The organism is Desulfofundulus thermocisternus DSM 10259, from assembly GCF_000686645.1.
GTDB classification, from domain to species: Bacteria; Bacillota; Desulfotomaculia; order Desulfotomaculales; family Desulfovirgulaceae; genus Desulfofundulus; species Desulfofundulus australicus.
Window position 1 is genome coordinate 53024 of sequence record NZ_JMLG01000005.1, and the last position, 24098, is coordinate 77121.

At 48.4% G+C, this 24098-nt stretch carries 22 protein-coding genes and 1 pseudogene; 3 read left to right on the top strand and 20 right to left on the bottom strand.

Going from position 1 to position 24098, the window contains the following annotated elements; genetic code table 11:
* Positions 1-107: 107 nt before the first annotated feature.
* The 5 genes from feoB to BR83_RS0106180 all read right to left on the bottom strand — a co-directional run bounded on the left by feoB (position 108) and on the right by BR83_RS0106180 (position 4280).
* Entirely contained in the window at positions 108-2102 is a 1995-nt protein-coding gene (gene feoB, locus BR83_RS0106160) for a ferrous iron transport protein B (RefSeq protein WP_027356341.1), read from the bottom strand.
* Between the two features lie 2 nt (positions 2103-2104).
* Complete coding sequence (locus BR83_RS0106165; RefSeq protein WP_027356342.1) at positions 2105-2326, bottom strand: FeoA family protein; 222 nt, start codon at positions 2324-2326, stop codon at positions 2105-2107.
* 189 nt (positions 2327-2515) lie between these two features.
* Positions 2516-2668, bottom strand: a complete 153-nt coding sequence (locus BR83_RS17155) for a hypothetical protein (protein WP_157832971.1) — start codon at positions 2666-2668, stop codon at positions 2516-2518.
* Between the two features lie 50 nt (positions 2669-2718).
* On the bottom strand, positions 2719-3129 hold the full coding sequence (gene lpdD / locus BR83_RS0106175) for a prenylated flavin chaperone LpdD (RefSeq protein WP_027356343.1): 411 nt from the start codon (positions 3127-3129) through the stop codon (positions 2719-2721).
* 14 nt (positions 3130-3143) lie between these two features.
* On the bottom strand, positions 3144-4280 hold the full coding sequence (locus tag BR83_RS0106180; protein WP_027356344.1) for a class I SAM-dependent methyltransferase: 1137 nt from the start codon (positions 4278-4280) through the stop codon (positions 3144-3146).
* Positions 4281-4410: 130 nt separating this feature from the next.
* Between BR83_RS0106180 and BR83_RS0106185 the strand changes: the two genes are divergently transcribed.
* A complete protein-coding gene (locus BR83_RS0106185; RefSeq protein ID WP_027356345.1) occupies positions 4411-4644 on the top strand; it encodes a DUF1657 domain-containing protein in 234 nt (77 codons plus the stop codon).
* Positions 4645-4739: 95 nt separating this feature from the next.
* A complete protein-coding gene (locus BR83_RS0106190; protein WP_027356346.1) occupies positions 4740-5186 on the top strand; it encodes a PPC domain-containing DNA-binding protein in 447 nt (148 codons plus the stop codon).
* A 49-nt stretch (positions 5187-5235) separates the two neighbouring features.
* Here BR83_RS0106190 and selB read toward each other — a convergent pair whose 3' ends face one another.
* The 15 genes from selB to BR83_RS0106265 all read right to left on the bottom strand — a co-directional run bounded on the left by selB (position 5236) and on the right by BR83_RS0106265 (position 22711).
* Complete coding sequence (selB, locus tag BR83_RS0106195; protein WP_027356347.1) at positions 5236-7164, bottom strand: selenocysteine-specific translation elongation factor; 1929 nt, start codon at positions 7162-7164, stop codon at positions 5236-5238.
* Positions 7161-8588, bottom strand: a complete 1428-nt coding sequence (gene selA / locus BR83_RS0106200; RefSeq protein ID WP_027356348.1) for an L-seryl-tRNA(Sec) selenium transferase — start codon at positions 8586-8588, stop codon at positions 7161-7163. Before selA ends, selB begins: the two co-directional genes overlap by 4 nt.
* Before the next feature lie 79 nt (positions 8589-8667).
* Positions 8668-9717, bottom strand: a complete 1050-nt coding sequence (gene mqnC, locus BR83_RS0106205) for a cyclic dehypoxanthinyl futalosine synthase (protein WP_407637322.1) — start codon at positions 9715-9717, stop codon at positions 8668-8670.
* Between the two features lie 5 nt (positions 9718-9722).
* Positions 9723-10577, bottom strand: coding sequence for a menaquinone biosynthetic enzyme MqnA/MqnD family protein (locus tag BR83_RS0106210; RefSeq protein ID WP_027356350.1), 855 nt, complete (start codon positions 10575-10577; stop codon positions 9723-9725).
* Complete coding sequence (gene mqnE, locus BR83_RS0106215; RefSeq protein ID WP_027356351.1) at positions 10574-11680, bottom strand: aminofutalosine synthase MqnE; 1107 nt, start codon at positions 11678-11680, stop codon at positions 10574-10576. Before mqnE ends, BR83_RS0106210 begins: the two co-directional genes overlap by 4 nt.
* A 43-nt stretch (positions 11681-11723) precedes the next feature.
* Positions 11724-12602, bottom strand: coding sequence for a UbiA-like polyprenyltransferase (locus BR83_RS0106220; protein ID WP_027356352.1), 879 nt, complete (start codon positions 12600-12602; stop codon positions 11724-11726).
* Entirely contained in the window at positions 12592-14028 is a 1437-nt protein-coding gene (locus BR83_RS0106225; RefSeq protein WP_027356353.1) for a menaquinone biosynthesis decarboxylase, read from the bottom strand. The genes BR83_RS0106220 and BR83_RS0106225 overlap by 11 nt, the downstream gene beginning before the upstream one ends.
* A 15-nt stretch (positions 14029-14043) precedes the next feature.
* Positions 14044-14766 carry a demethylmenaquinone methyltransferase gene (locus BR83_RS0106230; RefSeq protein ID WP_034634632.1) on the bottom strand — a complete coding sequence of 241 codons (723 nt, stop codon included), beginning with the start codon at positions 14764-14766 and terminating at the stop codon, positions 14044-14046.
* Positions 14767-14786: 20 nt separating this feature from the next.
* Positions 14787-15539, bottom strand: coding sequence for a heptaprenyl diphosphate synthase component 1 (locus BR83_RS15210; RefSeq protein WP_051617967.1), 753 nt, complete (start codon positions 15537-15539; stop codon positions 14787-14789).
* A gap of 173 nt (positions 15540-15712) precedes the next feature.
* A complete protein-coding gene (gene speD / locus BR83_RS0106240; protein ID WP_027356355.1) occupies positions 15713-16108 on the bottom strand; it encodes an adenosylmethionine decarboxylase in 396 nt (131 codons plus the stop codon).
* Positions 16109-16276: 168 nt separating this feature from the next.
* On the bottom strand, positions 16277-18370 hold the full coding sequence (locus BR83_RS15215; RefSeq protein WP_157832972.1) for an alkaline phosphatase family protein: 2094 nt from the start codon (positions 18368-18370) through the stop codon (positions 16277-16279).
* 228 nt (positions 18371-18598) lie between these two features.
* Entirely contained in the window at positions 18599-19750 is a 1152-nt protein-coding gene (locus BR83_RS15220; protein ID WP_034634634.1) for a glycosyltransferase family 4 protein, read from the bottom strand.
* Between the two features lie 207 nt (positions 19751-19957).
* On the bottom strand, positions 19958-20146 hold the full coding sequence (locus BR83_RS0106255; protein WP_027356356.1) for a ferredoxin: 189 nt from the start codon (positions 20144-20146) through the stop codon (positions 19958-19960).
* A gap of 89 nt (positions 20147-20235) precedes the next feature.
* The gene (locus tag BR83_RS16930; protein WP_034634636.1) at positions 20236-21393 is read right to left on the bottom strand and encodes a LysM peptidoglycan-binding domain-containing protein; all 1158 of its coding nucleotides are present in this window, start codon (positions 21391-21393) and stop codon (positions 20236-20238) included.
* A 289-nt stretch (positions 21394-21682) separates the two neighbouring features.
* Positions 21683-22711: a uroporphyrinogen decarboxylase/cobalamine-independent methonine synthase family protein gene (locus BR83_RS0106265; RefSeq protein WP_027356358.1), complete on the bottom strand. Its 1029-nt coding sequence runs from the start codon at positions 22709-22711 to the stop codon at positions 21683-21685.
* 153 nt (positions 22712-22864) lie between these two features.
* Between BR83_RS0106265 and BR83_RS15230 the strand changes: the two are divergent.
* Positions 22865-24001, top strand: a pseudogene (locus tag BR83_RS15230) (IS110 family RNA-guided transposase); the annotation flags it as partial.
* Positions 24002-24098: the final 97 nt, after the last annotated feature.

Consider the following 24098-nt stretch of genomic DNA (forward strand, 5'->3'; position numbering starts at 1 on the left):
GCAACGGGTAGCATTTATATCAGCTGTTTTATAGCCACAGCAGGGACAATATTCTCTTTTAACCAGCAATTCCCTGACCTCCCTTGCCTACCTCACCTATCGTCAGTTCAGCGGCTTTTATAGCCCTGCTCCATAATGCTGCTGGTTGTTCTTGTCCGGCGGAGCAAATTACAGGTGACTACTACTATAAGAGTAAATGCTATAAAGAAAAGAATTACCGGTAAAACGTGTGTTTTCCCACTGCCAGGGCTAAAGAGTCGGGCCAGCTGGGCCACCAGGCCACCTACGAGAAATGCTGCTATCCAGCTGCTCCCCCAGATTAGCAGAGCTTCTTTTTTTGTCCGCTCCTTAAAAATTACCAGCACGGAAGCAATGCAGGGCACGAACAGGGTAATGGTGACCAGGGCTACTATAGTTTGAAGCGGAGATAAAGCCAGCTCTGTTAAACCGGCAGCTCCAAAATCACGGCGTACAATTCCCATAATAAAAGCCGTGGCTGCCTCGCGGGGCAGGTTTAGCCATCCTACAGTGAGAGGTGCCAGCAAATTCTGCAAGAATTCCAGGATACCTGTTACCTGAAAGGTACTGATAAGCAGTGCTCCCAGGGCAAAGAGTGGCGCAGCTTCCCTGAGAAAGTGAAAAGATTTGGTAAATGTTTTTTTCAATACATTATCAATGCGGGGTAACCTCAGAGGAGGTAAATCGATAAACAGGTCTGCCGATTTACCGGGTAGCAGGGTAGCCAGCAACGTACCCGCCATTACCAGCACGCTGAAGATGACCAGGGCGTACAGGGCCAGGTAATGCGGTCCCAGAGTGGCCAGCATACCGGCAATGACCCCCAGTTGGGCGGAACACGGTATGGTCAGCCCCAAAAGAAAAATGGCTATTTTCCTTTCCCGTTCGGAGGATAGAAGCCGGGTAGTTATGGTGGCCATGGTTACGCAACCGAAACCCAGGATAATGGGAATTACTCCCCGGCCATTAAGACCAATGGAATTTAACAGACGGTCTACCAGGGTGGCAATACGGGGTAAATATCCGGAGTCTTCGAATAAAGAAAGGAAGAAATAGAATCCTACCACCAGGGGCATTAATAGTCCCAAAAGATAGGTAACTGTCATGGTGAGCAAACCAAATTCGCCAATTAAAATAGTACCCGGGATGGATGACTGGGGTATAAATTGCTCGACAAAATGGCGCACGGCAGGCTCGTACATACCCTGCATAATGGTTTCCTCTGTAAAGCCCACAACGGTGCCTGCAATAAAAATACCAATGGCTTTATACATTGCCCATAGCGTTAGCAACAGTATGGGGATTCCCGTAAGCGGTTTAATCATCAGCCTCCCCAGGGTAACAGCCATACTTGCACCCCGGGAGGTTTCCCTAACCACCTGCTGATATATTGCATTAACCCTTTCTCTCCGGCGGCGGTAAATTTCTTCTTGCCTGGTGCCCGGTTCCAGGTTGTAGCGGGCAGCAATTACCGGGTCTCCCTCAAGGATCAATAATGCTTCTCCCCGGTTACCTACCCGGTTAATTAGCGGGTTAAGTTCCTTTTCCACTCCCGGTGTGACATAGCCCGGGCGGGCGGTATAAAGTTCCGCTTTCAGACGTTCAAATCCTTCTCTCTTTACAGCCACCGTAGGGATTACAGGAACCCCCAGCAACTGACTCAGGCGTTCCACATCCACTTCAATACCCATTCTTCTGGCATCGTCTATCATGTTCAGGGCAACAATCACCGGCACCCCGGTGTCAATGATCTGCTGGGTAAGAAAAAGATCCCGCTCCAGATGAACGGCTGAAACCACGTTAAGTACCAGATCGGCTGAAAGGATAATATCCCGCGCAATGCGTTCCTCATCGTTAAAAGAGGATATACCATAAACTCCCGGTGTATCAATTATTACGTCAGAGCCATAGCGCCCCCAGGAAATATCCAGGGTCGTACCCGGGTAATTGGAAACGTCTACATAAATACCGGTAAAATGATTAAAGAATACTGACTTTCCTGTATTAGGATTACCGGCCAGGACTATGCGCTTTCCTCCTTCAGGTATATCAATTTTCACTCCAGTGCAGCAACCATGAGTCACGATTAAATACTCCCTTCCACTTCTATCTGCCGGGCTAACCCGCGTCCGATGGCGATTTCCTGATGGTTTTTGCTAATAATTACCGGTCCTCCGGGTATAACTTCACTGCAGGTCACAATTTCCCCCTCAGCAATGCCGAAACGCAGTGCCTGTGCCCGGATTGACTCCGAGGGTAAGGATAAAATACGGCAACGCTGGCCTCTTTTTATGCGGTCAAGTGTCATAAAAGAGTTCCCTCCTGGGATGGTTATAAAAAATTGGGATCGTAATTATTGAGAATGAATTTCAATCTAAATACAGTTTAATCTTACTGACTAACCATGTCAAGATATTTATTAATCCACAGGCCTATAAAGTTATTGGTGACGGTATACTAAAAAAAGAAACGGGGTTTAACCCCGTTCTACTGATTTTTAAAGGTCGTCATCTGCTTCAACACATTCGGTACAGGAGCCAGAAGTAATCGTGTTATCTGCCGGGCAGCCTGCCGAGCCTTCCAAAGCCGGGCAGATAGTATTATCGTTTTCACGCTCTTTAGTGCGACTGGTTTTATCATCACGGAGCATTATTTTTCACCTCCCGGTAAATATTTTGTCCCCGGGAGTACAAAAAAAAGCTAACGAAAGTTGGCATTATTTTTTTCAAAGTTTAATGCGTTTAGTAACTGTTGCATAACCTGCCAGGAATTATCTATTAGGAGATTTATATCTTCTTTTTGCGCATTTTCTACATGAAGTCCAGCAATTGCAACCACCACCTGGCCGCTGGCTTTGGCCAGTTTTTCGGCCAGGGGTTTTACTATTTCGTCCTCTTTATGTCCCAGCCTGGGTACTAATGTGGAATTACAACTTAATTTTCGAGGGTCAGCCATGCTGGGGCGGGGAATACTCATGACCATTGCACCAATATGAGGCTTTTCTCCGCCCAGGAGAGTAAGTATGATGCCGTCGCCAGTAAGGGTTGCCTGGAGCTGCACCCTGTGTTTTCCCTCTCCGGCAATAAAAAAAAGATTTTTAACTCCAGTCATATTAAACCCCTTAATCAATTTTTTCTCTTAACAAAACCTAGTAAGTCAGGCTTCCCAACTCCCTTGGCAAATGCCAGAACCTTAAATACTCGTCCCATTCCTTCGGGTAAAAGTAATTTTTTTACAGCCATGACGGTACGCGTAGTTTTTTCGTCAAAAACGTATTCGGGCTTTGAACGGGGAATGGCTTCCAGAATGCCCAGGTTCAACAAAAAGTCCATTTGCGTGGTATAACCAACTGGTTGCAGGCCGGCTTCCCGGCCCCAATGCGTCAAAGCGGAAAAATCAACATGGGCGGTTATGTCTTGTTGTCCCACATTATTCAAAGGATTATTATTTAAGCGGTGCTGCCGGTAACAGCGCAGGGTGCCTTCCATGCGGGAAGGGTGGTACAGCTCCGGGGATTCCATACCGTAGTCAATCAGGAGGACAAAACCCTGCTCCAGCTTAGTCGCTACTTCCCTTAACCATTCCCTGGCAGCAAGATTAACTTCAACCGTCTGGCCAGGCACAAGTTTTATACCGAAAGTCTGAAAGTACTCTTCTAAAAGAGGGGTGGAAAGTTCTCCCTCCACTTCTACAAGCCTTCCCTCATCCCAGTTAACATAAATTTCCTTTAACCCCGAATTAGTTTGGCGCACCCTGTGGACAGGGAAAGCATCCACAAGCTCATTGCCGAAAATGATTCCTTTTATATGGCCGTTATCTCCTGCCTCAGATAGATTGTTTACCCAGGATAATTTTTCTTGCGGGAAACAGGTCAATAATTCCTTTTGTTTTTTAATCATTTCCGGGCTAGCTTCAATGATGTAGTAATGTAAACCTTTCCAGGCCAGGGGAAAGGATGTGCCCAGGGCTTCCAGGATATGGCGGGCAAGAAGGCCTTTACCCGCTCCCCATTCAACGAGTGCCCAGCTTTGTGGTTTCCCGAGGTATTCCCACATCTGGTAGAACTGCCTGGCCAGCATGGTTCCAAAAAGAGGATGCACATCTGAACTGGTGTAAAAATCTCCCCGGGGGCCAATTTTCTCTCCCGGACTGGTATAATACCCCAAACCCGGGTAGTAAAGGGCCATTTGCATGAAATCTTTAAATGTAATGGGTCCTTTTATTTTAATTATTTCATTTAACTTTTCCAGCAGAGGATTCAAATTAACCACCTTTTTTTATCAAATGTCCTATATTGTGTTTATTTACCCATAAAAAATTGGTGATATCTTATTAGAAGTGTGTTCAAACTAGAGCTGTAATGAAAATTTCTTAAAACAAGGAGGTAAAATTATGACTATTGGCGAAAAGATGCATCAAACCCTGGCCTCTTTGGAAAGTGCAGCTGCTAACTTAAAGTCCTTCTCCCTGGACACCCAGGATCAGACGGCCAAACAAATGTTTGCCAGTTATTCCCAGCAGCTGGAGGACATTTGTAAAGGCCTGCGCGGAAGGGTTAATTACATTGAACAGCAGGAGCCACAGTATAAAGTATTGCAACAACAGCAGCAACAAAACCAGCAATAGCCGTACAGCAAGTAAACTGGGTGGAGGACACGGGTTTTTCCGGGTCCTCCATGTTCTTTAAGTTAAATTAATTCAAGGTGGGAGGATAAGTACCTGTGCTTATACAACCGGTGGGCCGTGGACGCATGCTAATGGGAAGACTGAGTAAAGGAACAGATTTGCTGTTATCTCTAACCGAGCTTTGTGTACATGAAAATATCCGGCTGGGGGTGATACGGGCCATCGGGGCAGTTACCCGTGCCCGGCTGGGATTTTACAATCAAGAACAAAGAACTTATAAATATCTGGAGTTCAACAACCCACATGAAATAATCAGCCTGGAAGGTAATATTTCCCTAAAAGATGGGCAGCCTTTCGTTCATGCTCACATCGCGCTGATGTCCGCGGATGGGAGTATGATTGGGGGCCATCTGGCAGAAGGTACGGAGGTCTTCGCCTGTGAATATGTGATTACCGAACTCCTTCATGAACAGGAACGGGATTTTGAACGGGTCTTTGATGAAGCAACGGGGCTGTACCTGTGGCCTATGGACAACCAGTAAAATATTTTTTTCTGGAGGCCAGGGGGAATGGCCGGTTGTAACCATGTGGTTATAACCGGATTTTTTGTTTTTCCACTTTGGTAAGAACCCTCTTATCACCTACCCGTTTGGTGGTTTTTTCACGGTCGAAATACTCTAGAAGGGGTAAGGCATATTTTCTCGACGTTTGCAGCAAGTCCCGGGTTTCCCCCACCGTTATTTCCCCTTTTTCCCGCAAGTAATTAATCAGCTCTTGCCGGGCTTTATCCAAACACTCTGCATGAAAATAAAGATCATCGGCTACCCGTACCAGCAGGCCTTTCTTGAGCAGGTACTGTAGAATTTCTTGAGCCATCGGGCCATCTAACCCGGCCTGGCGGGTTGCTTCAATCCACGCAGGCGGCTGGTAATTCGCCTCTTTGTATATCTCAAGTAAATGCCTTATCTTTTGTTCCAGTTTACGTTCTGGTTGAGGGGTAAATTCAGGAAGGGCTATCTCCTGGGCATGTAGCTTCACCAGGTTATCTTCTTCCATGACCTGAAGAAGGGCTTGGAAATGCTTATTATTCATGCGGGTAAAGAACCGGGAGCGCATCTCTTCCCTGGGGAAGCCCTCCCGTAATGGAAATTCCCGGTGGTATTCCTGGACTACGGAGCGAATTTTTTCCGCCCACTGCCGGTAAACTTCCTCAGGAAGATAGGATACCTGGTTCTCCAATGGTATGGTACGAATCCGGTTTTGCTTTACCAGATTTTGCATGGTCTCCGTTACGACTTGCTCATCAAACCCGCTCGCCCTGGCCAGCTCTTCAGCCGTTAAAATATTCTGCTGGCTGTTAAGCTGCTGAAGTAAGATTTCTTCCGGTGTACCCTTTTCCCTGGTTAAAAGTTTTTCTATTACTTCCGTGCGCATCCGCCGGTGTTTAGGTGCTACCGGGTCAATAATTTTACCGCCACCAATGGTGCGTACCGGCGAGTAGGAACGGATTACAAACCGGTCTCCCTGTAAGGCCACCGCAGGTTCCTCCAGTTCCAGCTGAGCTGGAGCCGTATCCCCGGGAACCAGTTCCTCCCGATCCAGAAGAATTACCCGGCACATAATCTCTGCTGTACCCAGATGCAAGCGTACCCGTGCCCGGTTCTTCAATGGCCTGGCTGATTCCAGCAGGATCAGACGAACATCCATGCGGTAGGATGGGGTCAGGATGCCGGGAGTGGCTACAACGCTACCGCGGGGTACTGCTTCCACTTCCACACCGGTCAGGTTTATTGCTACCCGTTGCCCGGCACGGGCTTTTTCCACCTTTCGCCCATGCACCTGGAGCATGCGCGCCCGGGAAGCAATTCTGCGGGGCATGATTTCCAGGGCATCGCCGGTATGCAGAACGCCGCTCCATAAAGTACCGGTGACAACGGTACCAAAGCCAGTTACCGAAAAAACCCGGTCAACGGGCAGGCGTACGTGTCCGGTAGCCGGTTTTTCTTTAACTTTTTGTGCAACCAGATCAATGGCGCGTAGAAGTTCATCCAACCCCCGGCCGGTGATGCTGGAAACCTCTACCATAGGCGCATCTTCCAGAGTGGTACCCTTGAGAAAATCCTTAATTTCTTCCCGTACCAGATCCAGCCATTCCCGATCCACCAGATCCACCTTAGTTATTACCACTACCCCTCGTGGTATTTGCAGAAGCTGAATTATATCCATATGTTCTTTCGTCTGAGGCATAATCCCTTCATCGGCAGCGATTATCAAAAGCACCAGGTCAATTCCGCCTACACCGGCCAGCATATTCTTGATAAACCGCTCATGACCCGGAACATCCACAATACCTGCTTGCAGGCCACTGGGCAGGGTTAGGGAAGCAAAACCCAATTCAATAGAAATTCCCCGTTCCTTTTCCTCCTTCAAGCGATCCGTATCCACCCCGGTAAGAGCCTTGACCAGCATTGTTTTGCCGTGATCCACATGACCGGCGGTTCCAATAATTAAATGGGTCACTTTTCGACCTCCTCTACGGCTTGAAGTGCTGCCGTAATAGCTTGAATCAAGATTTCCTCTTCCCCGGGTAAAATGGTCCGGATATCCAGGAGTAACCGTTCATCCTGCACACGCCCCATAACTGCTGGTTCACCGTTCCGCAAGATACTGGCCAGATTTTCGCTATCAATTTGCCCCGGCCGTATACTCACAGCCATGGAGGGTAACTCAGCCGTGGGCATGGCTCCTCCTCCCACCCGGGATATTACAGGTAATAACTCGATAGAAGCTTTATCCCCCACCTTCTGGCGCATCTGTTCTGCCAGTTTTCTTGCCCGATCCTCCAGTTCGGCCACCCCTGCGGTGAGCATCCGCAGGGTGGGTATTTGTTCCAGGGCTTTTGCCGGTTCGAGGTACAGGCGAAGGGTAGCCTCAAGGCTCGCAGCAGTAAATTTATCGATACGTATGGCCCTGGTTAAAGGATTTTTCTTCATTTTTTCGATATACTGGCGCCGGCCAACAATAATACCTGCCTGGGGACCTCCTAAAAGTTTATCACCGGAAAAGGTAACTACGTCCACACCCGAGCTCACAATTTCCTGTACCGTTGGTTCTGCGGGGAGCCCCAGCTGACCAAGGTCTACCAAAAAGCCGCTGCCCAGGTCGCTCATCACCGGCAGCCCATATTCCTTACCCAGCGCAACCAGTTCTTTAACGGTAATTTCCCGGACAAATCCCACCAGACGATAATTGCTGGTGTGAACATGCAGGAGAAGAGCAGTCCGTTCAGTAATAGCCCGGCGATAATCATCGGGATAAGTCTTATTGGTTGCTCCAACTTCTACTAAACTGGCCCCGCTTTGAGCCATTACCTCAGGGATACGGAAGGAGCCACCGATTTCCACTAATTGACCGCGGGAGACAATAACCTCCCGGCCCCTGGCCAGCGTGCTCAAAGCCAGCAAAACGGCTGCAGCATTATTGTTCACCACCATCGCCGCTTCTGCACCGGTCAGATTGGTAAGCAGCGTTTCCAGGTGAGCATAACGGGAGCCCCGGCGACCGCTCTGGAGATCCAGTTCAAGGTTACAATAACCGGAAGCGACCATTTCCACTGCAGCCCGGGCAGCTTGGGCCAGTACAGCCCGGCCCAGGTTGGTGTGTAATACCACTCCGGTAGCATTGATCACCCGGCGTAGACTTGGCCGGGAGCGGCGAGCGGTTTCCCGGATTACTTCTTTTGCTACAAGCGAGGTAATTTCTGCACGCCCAATCTCCTCTTTTACTTCACCTGTCAGGAGAACCTGGCGCCAGCGATCCAAAACATCCCTGATTATTTCCACCACCAGGTTGCGCGGGTTCTCAACCAGCAGGTCTGCAATTTCCTGCCGGCGCAATATTTCGTCTACGGCCGGCAATTTGCGCAAAACTTCTTTATTTTCCATGGGCCTGTTTTCCTCCGCTCATGTTATCCCTAAAATTATAGGGTAAACGGTTCCTTTAAGGCAAGCCGGGAGTTATAACTCAGTATTCCCGTATAACCTCGTATAAAGTAGTCCGCTGGGCCGGGATAAAACCAGCTTCTTTGATACACCTGATTATTTCGTGCAGCGGCACGCGGTAATTTGCTCCCGCTGCCCGGACAACATTTTCTTCCAGCATGGTGCTCCCGAAATCATTGGCCCCAAAGAAAAGCGATATCTGAGCTATTTTAGCCCCCTGTGTGACCCAGGATGTCTGTATACTGGGTATATTATCCAGCATTAATCTGGCTGCAGCCAGGGTACGCAGGTATTCAACCCCTGTTACCGTTTCCCCTCCCAGTTCTGTATTCAGGGGCTGAAAACTCCAGGGGATAAAGGCAGTGAACCCGTGAGTTTCATCCTGAAGCTCGCGAATTCGTACCATATGGAGTACCCGCTCCTCAAGGGTTTCCACATGGCCAAACATCATGGTGGCGGTGCTTTTCATGCCCAGATTATGAGCGCAGCGCATCACTTCCATCCATTCGGCCCAGGAAATTTTATTTGGGCTTATAATCTGGCGAACACGGTCCACCAGTATTTCTGCCCCCCCACCAGGCAGGGAGTCCAGGCCTGAATCCCTTAATCTAACCAGCACTTCTTTCACCGGCAGACCGGACTTCCTGGCCATGTGCACTACTTCTGGCGGTGAAAAAGAGTGAATATGGATGTCGAAGCGTTCTTTAATTGAATGCAGCATGTCCAGGTAGTATTCCAGATCCAAATCGGGATGCAGACCTCCCTGGATGAGCAGCTCCGTACCTCCCACCTGGATGGTTTCTTCAATCTTTTGAAAAAGTTCCTCCTGAGTAATAACGTAAGCATCGGGGTCCTGTGGCCGGCGGTAGAATGCACAAAACCGGCACCGGCACTGGCATATATTGGTATAATTAATGTTCCGGTCAATAATGAAAGTCACCCGGTTATCCGGGTGCAACCTGCGGCGTACCTGATCTGCTGCCCTGGCCAGAGCCAGAAGGTCGGCCTTTTTAAGAATTTCTACCCCCTCTTCCAGGGAAAGCCTTTCTCCTGCAGCAGCTTTCTCCAGCAAATATGTTACACCTGGCACGTATCTTCACCCCAGATAAAAAGCTTTACCCGTTCCTCAATAATACCACTCTTATAGGCATAATCATAAAAAGTAAGCAATGCCCGGCGGTAGCTGTCATCAAAATTGTAACGAATGGTGTGGAAGTAATCTTCCAGCACCTGAGGAGGCAATCCCGTTCGCCGGTGGGCTTTTTTAATCAATACGGGTAAATTATTCATCCCTATCTTTAATGAGCTATACAATAATTCGGCCATAGCATTAGCTTCCTGAGGATAGGCTTCGGCAAATTCCCTTCTGATTACCCATAAAGCATAAACCATTTTTTCTCCTGTAAAGTCTTTCCAGGCCTGGCCCAGGTCGGTAACAAATACCGGTAAGCCTTCCCTGATCACCTGCTGGTGAGCCTGCATGGCGTTATCCCCTATGAGTAAAACACCTTCTCCCATCTCCAGCATGGTTTTAAGATCTGCTTTTACAGGGTGAAACTCCACTTCCACATGATAATAATGTTCAAAAAGAATCCTTAACAAAACTACTGAAGTGGCCGAAGCTGTGGTTACACATATTTTTTTTCCTTCCAGTTCTGTAACCGGGAGGTGGCTGAAAAAAAGTACGCTGGCCACTCTTCCATCGCTCGCTATGGACAGGTGGGGTAAAATGAAACAATCCCCTGCGTGTTTCGCATATTCAATGGAAGAAAGAGGGGTGCAGTGGAGAGCGCCCTCTAAAAACATGCGGTTTAGCCTGGTAGGAGGTCCTTTAACCAGTTCACCGTTTAACGGGATCAATCCTTCTTCCAGCGCATGATAGACAGGCAGGCAGTTCAGGTATTCTATCTGCCCCAGGCTTAACCACGTCACTGTAACCCCTCCCAGAGTACATTGTACAGGGTATCCCGTTCTACCGGAATCCGCCCCGCTGCCCGGATCATTTTAATGAGCTTTTCCCTGGGCATATGCTGTTCAGTTTCCGCACCTGCATCATGAGCAATCTTTTCCTCTACTACCGTGCCGTCCAAATCGTCCACCCCGAAAGAGAGGGCTACCTGTGCCAGTTTGGGACCGATCATGATCCAGAAGGCTTTGATATGATCAAAATTATCCAGTATGAGTCGTGAAACGGCCAGCACTTTTAAATCTTCATAGCCGGTGGTGCCGGTCAGTTCCAGGGATTCAAGGCCGGTATTTTTGGGATGAAACGCCAGTGGTATAAACGCCAAAAAACCACCGGTACGGTCCTGCAGTTCCCGGAGACGGATTAAGTGTTCTACCCGTTCTTCGACGGTCTCGATATGACCGTAAAGCATGGTAGCATTGGTCCGTATGCCCAGGTTGTGAGCCGTTTCATGCACTTCCAGCCAGCGCTCCCCGCTAATTTTACGCGGGCAAATCCGCTCCCGAACCCGGGGGGCAAAAATTTCAGCCCCCCCACCGGGTAGAGAATCCAGCCCGGCTTCTTTGAGCAGCTCCAGGGTTCTTTTAAGGGAAATACCGTTGCTGCGGGCCAGATAATCTACCTCCACAGCCGTAAAAGCCTGAATTAATACTCCCGGCAGAGCCCGCCGTGTCCGGCGTATCATTTCCAGATAATATTCAAGGTCCAGGGCTTCATTCAAACCACCTACAATGTGTATTTCCGAGACACCCTGCCCCCGACATTCCTTTGCCCGGCTTTCTATTTCGTCGAGGGTCATGGTGTAGGCTCCCCGATCACCCGGATCCTTGCCAAAGGCACACAGCGGACAACGGTTAATACAAATATTGGTATGATTAATATGCCTGTTAACAACGAAAAAAGCCCGGTCTCCATTTTTACGCCGGCGAACCAGATCTGCCAGGTAACCAATGGTTAAAAGGTCGTTCGATTTAAATAAGCGCACCCCATCCTCAAAGCTTAAACGCTCCCCGGCTTGTACTTTTTCGGCGATGTCTTTTAGTTCCTCAGAAACAATGAAATTATTCATAACCTCATTCTCCCTTTCCCTGATTTAAATTGGCTAACTCCGGCTAAAAAAGGTGCAAAGGAAAGAGCACATCTATAAGGGTAAAGATAAACATTACCATACTTAATGTTCCGTTAAGATTAAAGAACGCCACCCCGGCACGGGAAAGATCATGGGGGGATATCAGTTTATGCTGCTTGAATAATAGAACTACCGCAATCAGCACACCTATCAGGTAAAACAAACCCAGATGCAATACGAAAAATACGGCCACAAAAAACAAAGGAGCAATGATATGAAAGAAAGCAGAAATTAATAAGGCCCGCTCCAGACCAAAACGAGCTGGAATGGAGTAAATCCCATATTTCCTGTCGAAATCATAATCATCACAGGCGTAGATAATGTCAAAACCCGCCACCCAAAAAAGAACTCCCAGACCGAGCAGGATAGGGGCCAGATCAAAACGGTTGGCGATAGCAATCCAGGCACCTACCGGGGCCAGCCCCAGGGCCAGGCCCAGAAAAAGATGGCAGGTCCAGGAAAAACGCTTGGTATATGAATAAAAAGAAAGTACCGCCACAGCAACGGGAGAAAGCTTAAATGCCAGAGGGCTCAACTGGTAGGCCGAGAAAAGCAACAGGGCAAAGGACAAAATAACCAGCAACCATACTTCCTTTACCCTGACCAGCCCGCGGGGCAGCGCACGGTTGGCTGTACGGGGGTTCAGGGCATCTATATGACGGTCAATTAACCGGTTAAGAGACATGGCGGCGGTGCGGGCTCCCACCATGGCCAGGGTTATCCAGAGCAGGTTATGCAGGTCTGGTATTTGTTTTTGGACCAGCAGTGCGCCCACATAAGCGAAAGGAAGGGCAAATATGGTATGTTCAAACTTGATCATTTCCAGAATAATGCGTGTTTTATATACTACCCTATAAGCCATAACTTGCCCACTTCCTGTTTACCAGTTCCTTAATGCTTTCATCCATTTCTATATCCGGAGGCCATTCCCTCAAATGTCCCTCCCCGGGACCTTTACGCGTAGCGTCAATTCCCATTTTACTACCATAAAGAGGCAGGGGCGAAGCATGATCCAGAGCGTCGAGCGGGCCGTCTACCATCAGGACATCCCGCCGGGGATCGACATTGTTAAATACCCTCCACATTACTTCGGAAAGGTTTTGGACATCAACGTTTTCATCCACCACAATGATTAGCTTGGCCAGCATCATCAAGCCCATTCCCCACAGGGCACACATCACCTTTTTAGCCTGCCCGGGGTATTGTTTCCTGATGGAAACAATTACACAGTTGTGAAACACTCCCTCGAAGGGCATATTCATATCAACAATCTCCGGCAGCTGTAACCGGATGAGGGGCAAAAAGATACGTTCCGTAGCTTTCCCAAGGTAAGCGTCTTCCATTGGAGGCCTGCCCACTACGGTTGCGGTATAGATGGGATTTTTGCGCCTGGTGATACAGGTTAAATGGAAGACCGGATAGTGATCTGGCAGTGAATAGTAACCCGTATGGTCGCCAAAGGGACCTTCCAGGCGGGTCTCCCGTGGATCCACGTAACCTTCCAGTACTATTTCAGCATTTGCAGGGATCTCCAGATCTATAGTTTCGCAGCGTACCAGCTCCACCGGTTCTTTACGCAAGAAACCGGCAAAGAGCATTTCGTCTATACCAGAAGGCAGGGGAGCTGTAGCAGCGTAAATAACTGCTGGATCAGCACCTATAACCACCGCTACGGGCATGGGTCCTGAATACTTCCTGATATGTTCTGCTCCCCCCTTATGGATGTGCCAGTGCATACCGGTGGTACGTTCATCAAAAACCTGCATCCTGTACATACCTACATTGCGCTGACCTGTAACTGGATCCCTGGTAAAAACAAGGGGCAGGGTAATATATGGACCGCCATCCTGTGGCCAGCATTTGAGAATAGGGAGTTCCTTGAGAGAAGGATTTTCCCGCACAATTACCTCTTTACATGGGCCGGATTGAACTTTTCTGGGTAAATATGAAGACAAACGGGCAAGTTTTGGTATAGCTTTTAGCTTGTCCAGGAAAGTTACAGGCAGATCGCCAGGCTGCAGTATATCGACCAGTTCTTCGCCGATCTGATCTAAATTTTCTACCTCCAGGGCCAGGCACATACGCTCCAGCGAACCAAAGGCATTGGTTAGCACAGGTATGTTGTAGCCGCGAACATTTTCAAATAATAATGCCGGCCCGCCCGCTTTACATACCCGGTCGGTGATTTCTGTTATTTCCAGTTCCACATCAACTTCTGTAGTAATTCTTTTTAATAAACCTTTTTGTTCCAGCTTATTAATGAAGGCTCGCAAATCTTTATAAGCCATAATGTTACCTCCAGGTTAAGTTACGGTGCCTACGTGTACGGTAACTATTCCTCCTGTCAGTTCGTAATAACGGGCGTCAGCAAGGCCTGTTTCACGGAAGAGTTCTTTTATTTCTTGCTGGTGTGGAAAATCTTTTAAGGAATTGGGCAGGTAACTGTATGGACCATCAAAACCTACTCCCAGACGGCCGAGCAAAGGCACCAGGTGGTTGAAATAAAAATAATAAAGTTGCTTGAAAACAGGTAAGCTGGGCTTGGACAATTCCAGAGAAACCACCTTCCCCCCCGGCCGAACCACCCGCGCCATTTCACTGATAGTTTTTCGTATATCCGGTACATTGCGCAGGGCAAAGCCAATGGTGGCACAATCAAAAGTATTATCAGGAAAGGGAAGGTCAACAGCATTTCCCTGTACAAACTGGATCTGCCCGGAATAAGGAGTTTTGCTAACGTTTTCCCTGCCCTTAAGCAGCATTTTTTCACAGAAATCCAGCCCTATAACCCGGCCCCCGGGTCCGGCCAGGCGTGCCAGCTCGATGGTGAGCATTCCTGTTCCGCAGCATACATCCAGCCCACAACCACCTGGTTGCAATCCGGTTTGAGCAGCGGCAAAACGACGCCAGTATTTATCCCGGTTAAAACTAAGGGCAGTGTTTAACCAGTCGTAGCGATGTGCTATGGAAGAAAAAATTGCATGAACGTATTCTTCCTTACTACGGTAAGGTGGTGGGATGTGCATCAATCTAGCTCCTTCTAAAGTTATTTAAGCTGTAGAGCCAGCCCCATATTTTGCTCTAGAATAAAACAAATCAATTTTTCCAGGGCATCACGATTTTCCCCAGGTGGTAAGCTGGTTAAGGCTGTAAGAGCTTCCTTATAATAATTGCCGGTTTCCAGGGCGTATTCACTCAATCCAAGAGCCATGCCAAAACTTACTCCCAATTTTTCCAGTGCATCCTGTTCCTTTTTTGTGGCACCTGTCAGGTCACCGGCCAGGCGACAGCCTACACCAAAAAGGATAGCTGTTTCTTTAAAAACTATTTGCTTGAGCAAATCCGTATTTTGCAGCTCATCCTCATTTTTAATGCGCAGGATGCCGCCTTCATTTATTTCACAGATAATTTTTGAAAGGGGTTCTAAGTACTTAATTACACCGTGTTCGCATAAGCAAGTAAAAAAACAGCTGTAAAAATAATCTCCCACGAGTACCGGAAACTGGTAACCATCTCTGGGGCTCCCGGAAACGGTATTCTCCTGCACGTTGCGATGCAGGCATGTAGCCAGGTAAATAAGCTGGATTACAGCCGCCAGAGCTACAGCCTGCATATTTAAAGGGGCAAATAATCTGGCTGATAGAAGCACCAGAGCAGGGCGAATAAAATTATGAATGCTATCGGCTACCGGGCGGGTAAACCTGCTCAGGTATATATTCCGTATCTGGCATGACCTGGCCAGTATATTTTGAGCTTGCTGAAGTTCTGTTTTAATGGGGGCGAGTACCCGGTCGAACATAATAAACCTCCTTAATTACCTTACCATAGTATTGATTCGTTGCGGCTAAAAAATTTCCTTCCTGCTAAGAAATGCGGAAAAAGTATGCGAAAATGCAGTGAGCCCTGCAATCTTTTTCAGATCGCAAGGCTCACTAGCCCTTGGTTAGCCGGGTACTAATAAAAATCCCCCTCCTAAAGATTTACAGCTACCTGATGATCAGCCTCTTCTTCTTCCGTGACGGGAAAGATGCCACGTTTGGTTTCTCTGGCCGACATGTGCTTGGCACGAAATTGGCTGGTCAGGTAGTTGCAAGCGTCCCAGGGATTGACCCTATCGCCACAGGTAAAAACATCAACCGCAGCATAGCCCAGTTCCGGCCACGTGTGAATGGCCAGGTGAGATTCGGAGATAACCACCACGCCGCTGACTCCCTGCGGGCTGAACTTATGAAAAACACATTCCCGCACTTCTGCTCCTGCTTCCAGGGCTGCATTGACCATAATTTCTTCAACTTTTTCAATGTCGTTGAGAAGTTCAAACTCGCAGCCATAAATTTCAGCCAAGACATGGCGGCCCAAGTGTTTCATCGTAGTTATCTTCCCCCTTTGACAAAAATATTTTGGAATCCAACCACCTGACAAACTCGACATTTGTCAGGATTGGCCAATTCCAATCAAGTTCAATTGTAGCATAAGATTTGCTGTTGTCAAATAAAAATTTAGATGTCTTCATGAGGATATCTTTTACATAACTGGTTATTTTTCATCAATTTCTTTGAGTACCAGATAAACCATGGGTGGGGCACCAAAAACCATGGTGGTGGCAGCAGCCACTATACCTGAATCATTGAAAATCAGGGCCAGAATACTGGCTGTGGTAACACCTATAAAGCCGCGAAAGAGATCAGGATATTTGTTCCTGATAGCTGCCATCACCCCCACCGGACGATAGAAGAGCAACACCAGACTGCCCAGGCTGGCCAGGAAAATACGGCTCCAGATAGTATAGCGGACCAGTTTAATGTTAAGTTCCGACTTGCGTTGAATGATGTCCAGCACCACGGGCCAGCCACCATGTAAAACCAGGGCTGTGTTACGGCCAATATGAGATTGTAACCAGGAAGGACGGTTGAGGTCATAGGTCATAAACGCTACCAGTACAGCCACAACACCCAGAATAATCAGGATAACATTTTTAATCGATAAGGAGCGGCCGCTGAGTAAGATAAGAGTAGTAAGAAAAGCGCCAGTAGCTGCTATGGTCCCCCCCACATTGGTACCTAGCTGTGGAGCTGCAAGTATATAAATGGTAATAAGATAAAGCCCTCCAATGAAAATTATCAGGAACTTTCGCCAGCGGGGGAAACGGGTTAAAAGGGACGTGGAACCTATAATTATAGACCCTATAAGTATGCCCATATACTCATTGCCGATACCATAAAAGCGGGCACCCACGATGGGATCGTAACCCATAATAGATGTTTTTTGCAGGGGATTTCCCAGTATAGTGTCCAGTAATATAATCCCTGCATTGGTAAAACAAAGAAAAATAAATGGATCCAGCCGGCCATGGCGATGGATAAATATGGTGAACAGGGTTATAAGAACAGTTAATATTAATAGCTCCAGAATAACAACCCAACCTGCTGGTTGAGGAAACAGGGGTAATAAAAGATAAACCAGGGGTACCACCATTACCGAGAGCAGGAAAGGCTCCAAAACCCGCCCCAACTTTTTACGCCGCCAGAAAATACAATACAGAGAAACCAGTAGAAGGATAAGCTGGTAAAATATATAAGCTTTTTGTATACCCGGGCGGATATTGTAAGTAATGGTAAGCTGATTTAACATGCGGTCCAGGACACTGACTTCCACCTTTTCGCGGGCTGAAATATGCATGGGCTGGCCAGTCATTTCTCCAGGTATTTCTATATTCAGGAATTGTAAAACCGTCGGTGCAATATCAGTATTCATTACTATACCAGCCCTTTTGGTAGTAGGGGAGGACAACATGCCGGGAGTAACCCCTGCTCCATAAGCTATGATAGGTGTAAGGTATTGAGGATTTTCAGTATCGCTTTTTCCCGGTGTGGGTGAAATAATCAGTAATAGTTCCCGTTGGGGATCGAGACGGGATATAAGGTTACCCACCAGCTCGTTTAATCTTTTCAATGTAAGCTGGCGCTGCATGTTAAATACATCATCACGGGTATCAGTACGCATCTCCTCCAATCGAGAAAGATCTCCTGTTTCCAGAACAACCAGGGCAGTATCCTGTGGCAGGCGATCAAAAGCTTGTAGCAATTTTTCATATCCTGTTCGCATTCCACCCGGGAAAGAAGGATCGCTGACCAGCATGGTTGCTCCCACATTGCCGTAGTCCACTATACCGCGTTCGTCCATGGCAATACTTAATGCTTCACGCCGCAACCCCTGGGGAACATCAGCATTCCCCAGGACAGCAGTTTTCAGGCCTGCTCTATGCAAAGCAGAACCCAGAGCGCCAGCTGTAGCTTTATAAGGTAATCGTTGATTTTGTTTATGGATCCGTACAATACCCAGCTGCACCAGTGAGCCTGGTTCAACAACCAGGCCTGTACGACGGTAAAACTCTTCACCGGCTGTACCCTTCTCTAATTTTTCCCGGGCGTTAAATCCCCAAGATGCCGTCCCATTAGCAGTAATATGCACACCTGCCCCGATGGTGGCATAGCAATTTTCTGGAGTTTGAGCCCCCGCCGTATTGCCATTCATCAAACCCAGGGCACCCTGCTGCAGCAGCTTTTGCAAATAGGGCAGATCACTCAAGTTTTTTAAGTCGTCGAGATTTAATCGATCTACAATAACCATGATTACCCTCCTGCCCTGATCAGAGGGTAAAATTGGTTTAACCTGTTTATCATGGGCAGGAGCGGCAAGTTCCAGTGCCGGCATATTTCCGGCCTGCAGGGGCGGCTGGAAGGAAATTACTAATGAAATGGTAATAATAAAGATAAAAAATACAAAAATTGGCCTCTTTGCTTGCAATTTTTGTCACCTCGGATTCAATAACTGGTTATAACTCATTAATTTAAACTTTCAGCGGGCAGATAATAAACCCAGGTTTAAAAGGGCACTTTTATACTCCTCCTCAATTTTACGCACCATTGCTTCTACAGTAAAGAACCGGATAACCCTTTTTCTGCCACGCTGGCCCATTTCTTCTGCTTCTTTACGTTTCAAGAGCAGGTGTTCTATGGCCTGAGCAAGTGCCCGGGGATCTTGGGGCGGTACCAGCAGTCCCGTTTCTCCATCTAATACTATTTCTGGCAAGCCACCTACCCGGGTAGCCACTACAGGTTTTCCCGCCGCCATAGCTTCAAGGACGGTAAGAGGCAGTCCTTCGGTGATTGAAGGTAGAACAAAGACATCCATGGCAGCTAATATCCGGGGTATATCTTTCCGTTCTCCGGTGAAAAATAATCGTCCATTAAGCCCCAGGAAGTTTGCCTGCTGTTCCAGGGCTTTGCGCAAAGGGCCATCTCCGACAATCATAAAATTAACCTGATGTTTACTGCATAGAATAGCTGCAGCTTGAATGAAATTCGTTAGTCCTTTTTGTGGTGCCAGACGGGCAATGGTTCCTACCAGCGGGCCAGAAGGTGGAAGGCTTAAAGAACGCAATACTGCCAGCCTATCAACCTCATCACTATAAAGGGCCGGATCTATACCGTTATGTATGGTAATCACCTGTTCGGGTGGTAGCTTTTCTTTTATTAATAATTCTTCTCTTAGCGCTTCAGACACTGTTAAAATGCGATAGGTATAGCGGGCCAGGAACTTTTCTCCCAGGGCATAAATGGTCTTTTTCCAGGATGGCCAAAATTCATAGAAAATAGAATTATGAACGGTCATGAAAACAACAGGAGTACGGGCTATCCTGGCTGCTATCCGGGCAACCAACCCTGCTTTGGAGCTATGGGCATGTAAAATGGTAACCTTTTCAGCTGTCAGGATATCCACAAGCTGTCGCACGACACGCCAGTCAGAACGGGGCGAGATTTCTCCCACCAGGGGTATGGGAAAAACTTTTATCCCCAGTTCTTTAATTTCCCGGGCCATATTTCCTGGAGGACACGCTACCAGGGGTTCAAAAAAATTTTTATCCCCCAGGGATAAAAGGGAAATTAGATGATTTTTCATGCCCCCTTTAGCCGGGCGGATAACATGCAGTACCTTCCTTCTCCGCACGTATATTTCTCCTTTATAGTTTTTATTGTTTTTCCATTAAGCAATGTTGTTTCACATTTGCCCCGTTAATATTCGCTAAATAATGATTTAAACCTCCTTAAATTAAAAGCACGGTATTAAAACCGTGCTCCCAGTGGACTTGGGCTACGTGAAACCAGTGGAACGTAGCGGGATCATTTCCTGAGTAGGCTACCTGTCTCTCTCTACCTAATATTCTGAAATGGCATTGGTGGGGCAACTTTCTACCGCCTCATGGGCCTGATCTTCAAACTCGGGAGGTACTTCATCTACAATGGCATGGGCTTTATCCTCATCATTCCAATCAAACACTTCGGGACAGGTGTCCACGCAGGTACCACAGCTAATACATAAATCCTGGTCCACTTCAACACGCACGGACATCACCTCCATTGTGATTTTAAAGACACTATACTTTCTCCTATATTCTTTCTCCCAATAATGATGAATTATGCTTATGTAAGGGTTCAGTGTTTCCGTAATGGAATGTTTATGAATTCCCCGGGATAAATACGATCAGGATTGGTTAACCCGTTAAACTGTATAATTTCCTCTACCGCAACATTATACCGGCGGGCTAATAACCACAGGGTATCCCCAGGACGTACCCGGTATGTAAAAAAGGATAGCCCGTTATTCGTCCCGATTACTTTTATTCGTCCTTCCTGACTACCCACTACCAGCCGGCCGCTGGTAGTTATGGCCAGGGTATTTACGGGAATTTCTAATTTTATCATCCTTTCTGGCGATGGAGAAGTTACCGGCAAAGGATAGATAAAAACATATCCTTCAGGTGTTCCCGCCACCAGAACTTCTCGTTCGTTTAACCTCCCCACGGCCAGGGCTGATATAATACTTCCAAGGTTATCCGTGGTTAATACAGTAGAAAGGGTTTCTGCCACTTTTATTATTCTGATTCTCCCGTCATTACCGCCCCAGGAAATATCCTCCCCGGGGGTACCTGTTAACCTGCCGGATACCATGGCCGTTACCCCGGCAGGAAGACGTTCCAAGTATGGTCCGGCTTCAAACCCCCTTTCGGTGAAGAAGAAAGTTCCTATACCCCAGTTGTTTGCTTCCTGGAAGGCAACAGCAATTAAGGGTAAAGCCCTTTCTCGCCTGGTTATAGTTATCTTCTGTGGTACTCCGGGTACCAGGTGAATGGTAAGCAACTGCAAACTCATTCTTGCTTCTGGTATTTCTGGCTGCTCATAAACATAAAAAGCGCGTGCTCCTTCAGCAGCGGCCACAATTTCTGAACGCCCGTCCCCATTTACATCTCCAAGGGCCAAACTGACAAAACGGGCCCCCTGTTCCGGTGGAGTGCTCCAGAAAGGAATAATGACTTCTCCGCGGCCCGACCAGGTCAGGATCTTGTCCAGAGTGCCGACAACAATTTGATCCGGCATAAAATTCCCCATCCCTACTGCCAGGCTTAATACCTCCGCAGATACATTTACAGTACTTTGCGTACGATAAACGTTATTTTCGGGTACAAAAACAATTAAGCGACGTCCGGTAGCTGCTACCACGTTTTCCTGTTCTCTGATGATTCTCCCGCTTCCAACCAGCACCGGTGCCTGGTTAACCCTGGCTTCCCACTGCGGAGTATTATATCTTTCCATTTTCTCGCAGCCCCCTATTAAAAGTTTTAAAGGGTTCTACTCCTCCTACTTCAATTGCTATCTGGGACTGTATCTCATGTAAGATAAAATATGCGACTGGTATATTTTCTGATTAAGGGGGTGCTTATATTTATAAAACCCGGGTTATTACTCCTACCTTATACAAAAATAAAAAGGCCTGCATAACTGGCCTGGCAGGCCTAATTCTGGTCGAAGCGGCACGAGTCAAAAACCTCCAGATAGCCTTGATTTTAATGATTTTCCCGGTTTAGGCTGCCGGTTATCCTGCCTAGTTTAGCCCGTATTTTTCCCGTAAAATCCCGGAAATTTCTCGCAGGACAGTAAAAGCTCTCTCCACCGTTTCGTGCCCATCCGCGTTGACCAGGCAGCAGCGTGCCGGGGCAAGCCAGGCCCGGTCCAGGATGAGTTCCAGGGGAATACTTCTACCCGCCAGGTCCATCCAGAAACCCTCCAGCCTGGCCGTGAGTGAAAGGACATCTTCTGCTGATAGCTCTTCCGTTAGGGTCGGCACTATCCCCCAGCATAAGATTCCGCCCGCCTCCAGAAATTTCTTTATTTCCCTGGTGTAACGGGTAAAAATATAACCGTTGCTAAAAATATCGACCGATAAAATATCCAGGTCCAGGCCCTCGAGGAGGAAGGACCAGTCCGGGTTGCCGCACAGGTGGACGCCTTTAAGACCTTTGACCTGGGCCAGAAACTCCGCAAAATCCACCTTGGCCCGGTCGCTGGGATAGCCCGTAAAGGAACTGAACAGGATTTCCAATCCCGGCTCGTCAACCCAGACAAAGACAGCAGGGTGAACAGCTCGCAACTGTTCCACCTGAGCGTTCACCTTCCGGGCGATAAAATCAAACAAAAACATCCGCACTTCGTCGTTGTAGATAATTGGCTTTAAGTCTTCCGTAGTTATCTTGAGCCCAAAACTCAAGGGGCCGATGCATTGCCCCCGGACTGCGGGGTAAATGCTCAGATCCCTGGTCAAAAAAGCTCGCAGGGTGGCCGAATACATGGGAGAAAGGGTAAAAAGCGATTTATCCGAACTCCTTTCGGCGTACTCCGGCAATTCATCGTAAAAAGCGGCCAGGTTCAATTGGATCCTCTGCTTTTCTTCGTCTATCCTGATCCCCGGAAAGTGCTCACTTACCTGCACATACATGTCTTCGTAAAAACTGTATCGCGGCAACTGGGGCCAGAAAGGGATGTCCAGCGTAAGCGCCAGATCGATAGCGCGTTCAGGATCGGTATGAGGCATAATCCCCATGGCTGTTGTCAGGCAATTACTCTTCAAGGTCACATGTTTTACCTGCCTTTCTTAAAAATAAACTTGAATGCTTATCCGAGCCCTTTTTCAGAATACGGCGGTCGAAATTGAAAACCCCCGGTTTTCAATCCCCGGAGGCCTTAACTTTACCGGATTTGGTGTGGCAAGGGACCTAAACCTCCACCGTTCAGCAATGACCTGGCCGGGGCCGGCGAGCTGACCGCCTTCCTGCTGGATCTGGCTCAAAAACAGCAGGCTACCCGGCTGGAGATCGGTCTGGAGGCTACCTCGGTTTACGGGGTCCACTTGCGCAACTTCCTGGTGGCCGCACCATCCCTGGCCGGTTTGGAAACGAAAGTCTACGAGATCAATCCGGCCCTGGTGACGGGCTTTAAGAAGTCTTTCCCCAAACGGCCCAAAACGGATAGCCTGGACGCTTTCGCCATTGCCGAACGGGTACGCTTCGGCCATCTTACGCCGTTCTCCCAGGAACGGCTGGTGACCGAGCCCCTCCTGCAGTTGACCCGCCTGCGCCTGCACCTGGTGCAGACGCTGGCGGTGGAACAGAACCGTGCCTATAACTACATCTTCCTCAAGTTCTCCAACTACCGCCGGGAGAAGCCTTTTAGCTCGGTCTTCGGTCGCTCTTCCCTGGCCGTGCTACAGGACTATACCCCCGAGGAGCTACTGAACCTGGAACTGGAGGATCTGGCCGGCTTTATCCTGGAAAACGGTAATAACCGCCTGGGCGACCCGAAGGAATATGCCCGTTCCCTCAAGGCTACGGCCCGCCGCGCCTACCGCCTGCATCCCCGGATGGGTTCGGCGGTGGAGACCGCTCTGGCCATGACCATCAGTAATATCGATTTCCTGAAAGGTCAGGTCCGCAAGCTGGACAGGCTCATCGTCCGTGAACTGGAAGCTATCCCGCAGACTTTGACCACCGTCCCCGGCATCGGGCCGGTCCTGGCTTCCGGCATCGTGGCCGAGATCGGGGATATCAAGCGTTTCGCCAGCCAGGCGGCCCTGGCTCAGTACGCAGGCCTTACCTGGAGCAGGTACCAGTCGGGCAACTTCGATGCCGAGGACAGAAGCCTTACCAAGGCCGGTAACCGCTACCTTCGTTACTACCTGGTGGAGGCGGCCAACTCGTTGCGGGTGCACAACGAGGAGTACCGCACCTATTACCAGGCCAAATATGCCGAGGTTACCAAACACCAGCACAAGCGGGCTTTAGTCTTAACCGCACGGAAGTTTGTGCGCCTGGTCTATGCGCTGCTGAGCAAAGGCCAAATCTACGCGCCGGGGCAGGTGAACATTTAGCTTCTTACCTCACTCCTCTATACTGGCACTTATTACCAGCTACCAATTAACTTGTAGTTGGAGGAATTTTTATTGCCTTTTTGCCCTTGTACCCCTA

Excerpts from the sequence above, each read along its gene's own strand:
- BR83_RS0106165 (WP_027356342.1), bottom strand. The coding sequence starts at position 2,326 with ATGACACTTGACCGCATAAAAAGAGGCCAGCGTTGCCGTATTTTATCC.
- BR83_RS17155 (WP_157832971.1), bottom strand. The coding sequence starts at position 2,668 with ATGCTCCGTGATGATAAAACCAGTCGCACTAAAGAGCGTGAAAACGAT.
- lpdD (WP_027356343.1), bottom strand. The coding sequence starts at position 3,129 with ATGACTGGAGTTAAAAATCTTTTTTTTATTGCCGGAGAGGGAAAACAC.
- BR83_RS0106185 (WP_027356345.1), top strand. The coding sequence starts at position 4,411 with ATGACTATTGGCGAAAAGATGCATCAAACCCTGGCCTCTTTGGAAAGT.
- selA (WP_027356348.1), bottom strand. The coding sequence starts at position 8,588 with ATGGAAAATAAAGAAGTTTTGCGCAAATTGCCGGCCGTAGACGAAATA.
- mqnE (WP_027356351.1), bottom strand. The coding sequence starts at position 11,680 with ATGAATAATTTCATTGTTTCTGAGGAACTAAAAGACATCGCCGAAAAA.
- BR83_RS0106220 (WP_027356352.1), bottom strand. The coding sequence starts at position 12,602 with ATGGCTTATAGGGTAGTATATAAAACACGCATTATTCTGGAAATGATC.
- BR83_RS0106225 (WP_027356353.1), bottom strand. The coding sequence starts at position 14,028 with ATGGCTTATAAAGATTTGCGAGCCTTCATTAATAAGCTGGAACAAAAA.
- BR83_RS0106230 (WP_034634632.1), bottom strand. The coding sequence starts at position 14,766 with ATGCACATCCCACCACCTTACCGTAGTAAGGAAGAATACGTTCATGCA.
- BR83_RS15210 (WP_051617967.1), bottom strand. The coding sequence starts at position 15,539 with ATGTTCGACCGGGTACTCGCCCCCATTAAAACAGAACTTCAGCAAGCT.
- speD (WP_027356355.1), bottom strand. The coding sequence starts at position 16,108 with ATGAAACACTTGGGCCGCCATGTCTTGGCTGAAATTTATGGCTGCGAG.
- BR83_RS15215 (WP_157832972.1), bottom strand. The coding sequence starts at position 18,370 with ATGGTTATTGTAGATCGATTAAATCTCGACGACTTAAAAAACTTGAGT.
- BR83_RS16930 (WP_034634636.1), bottom strand. The coding sequence starts at position 21,393 with ATGGAAAGATATAATACTCCGCAGTGGGAAGCCAGGGTTAACCAGGCA.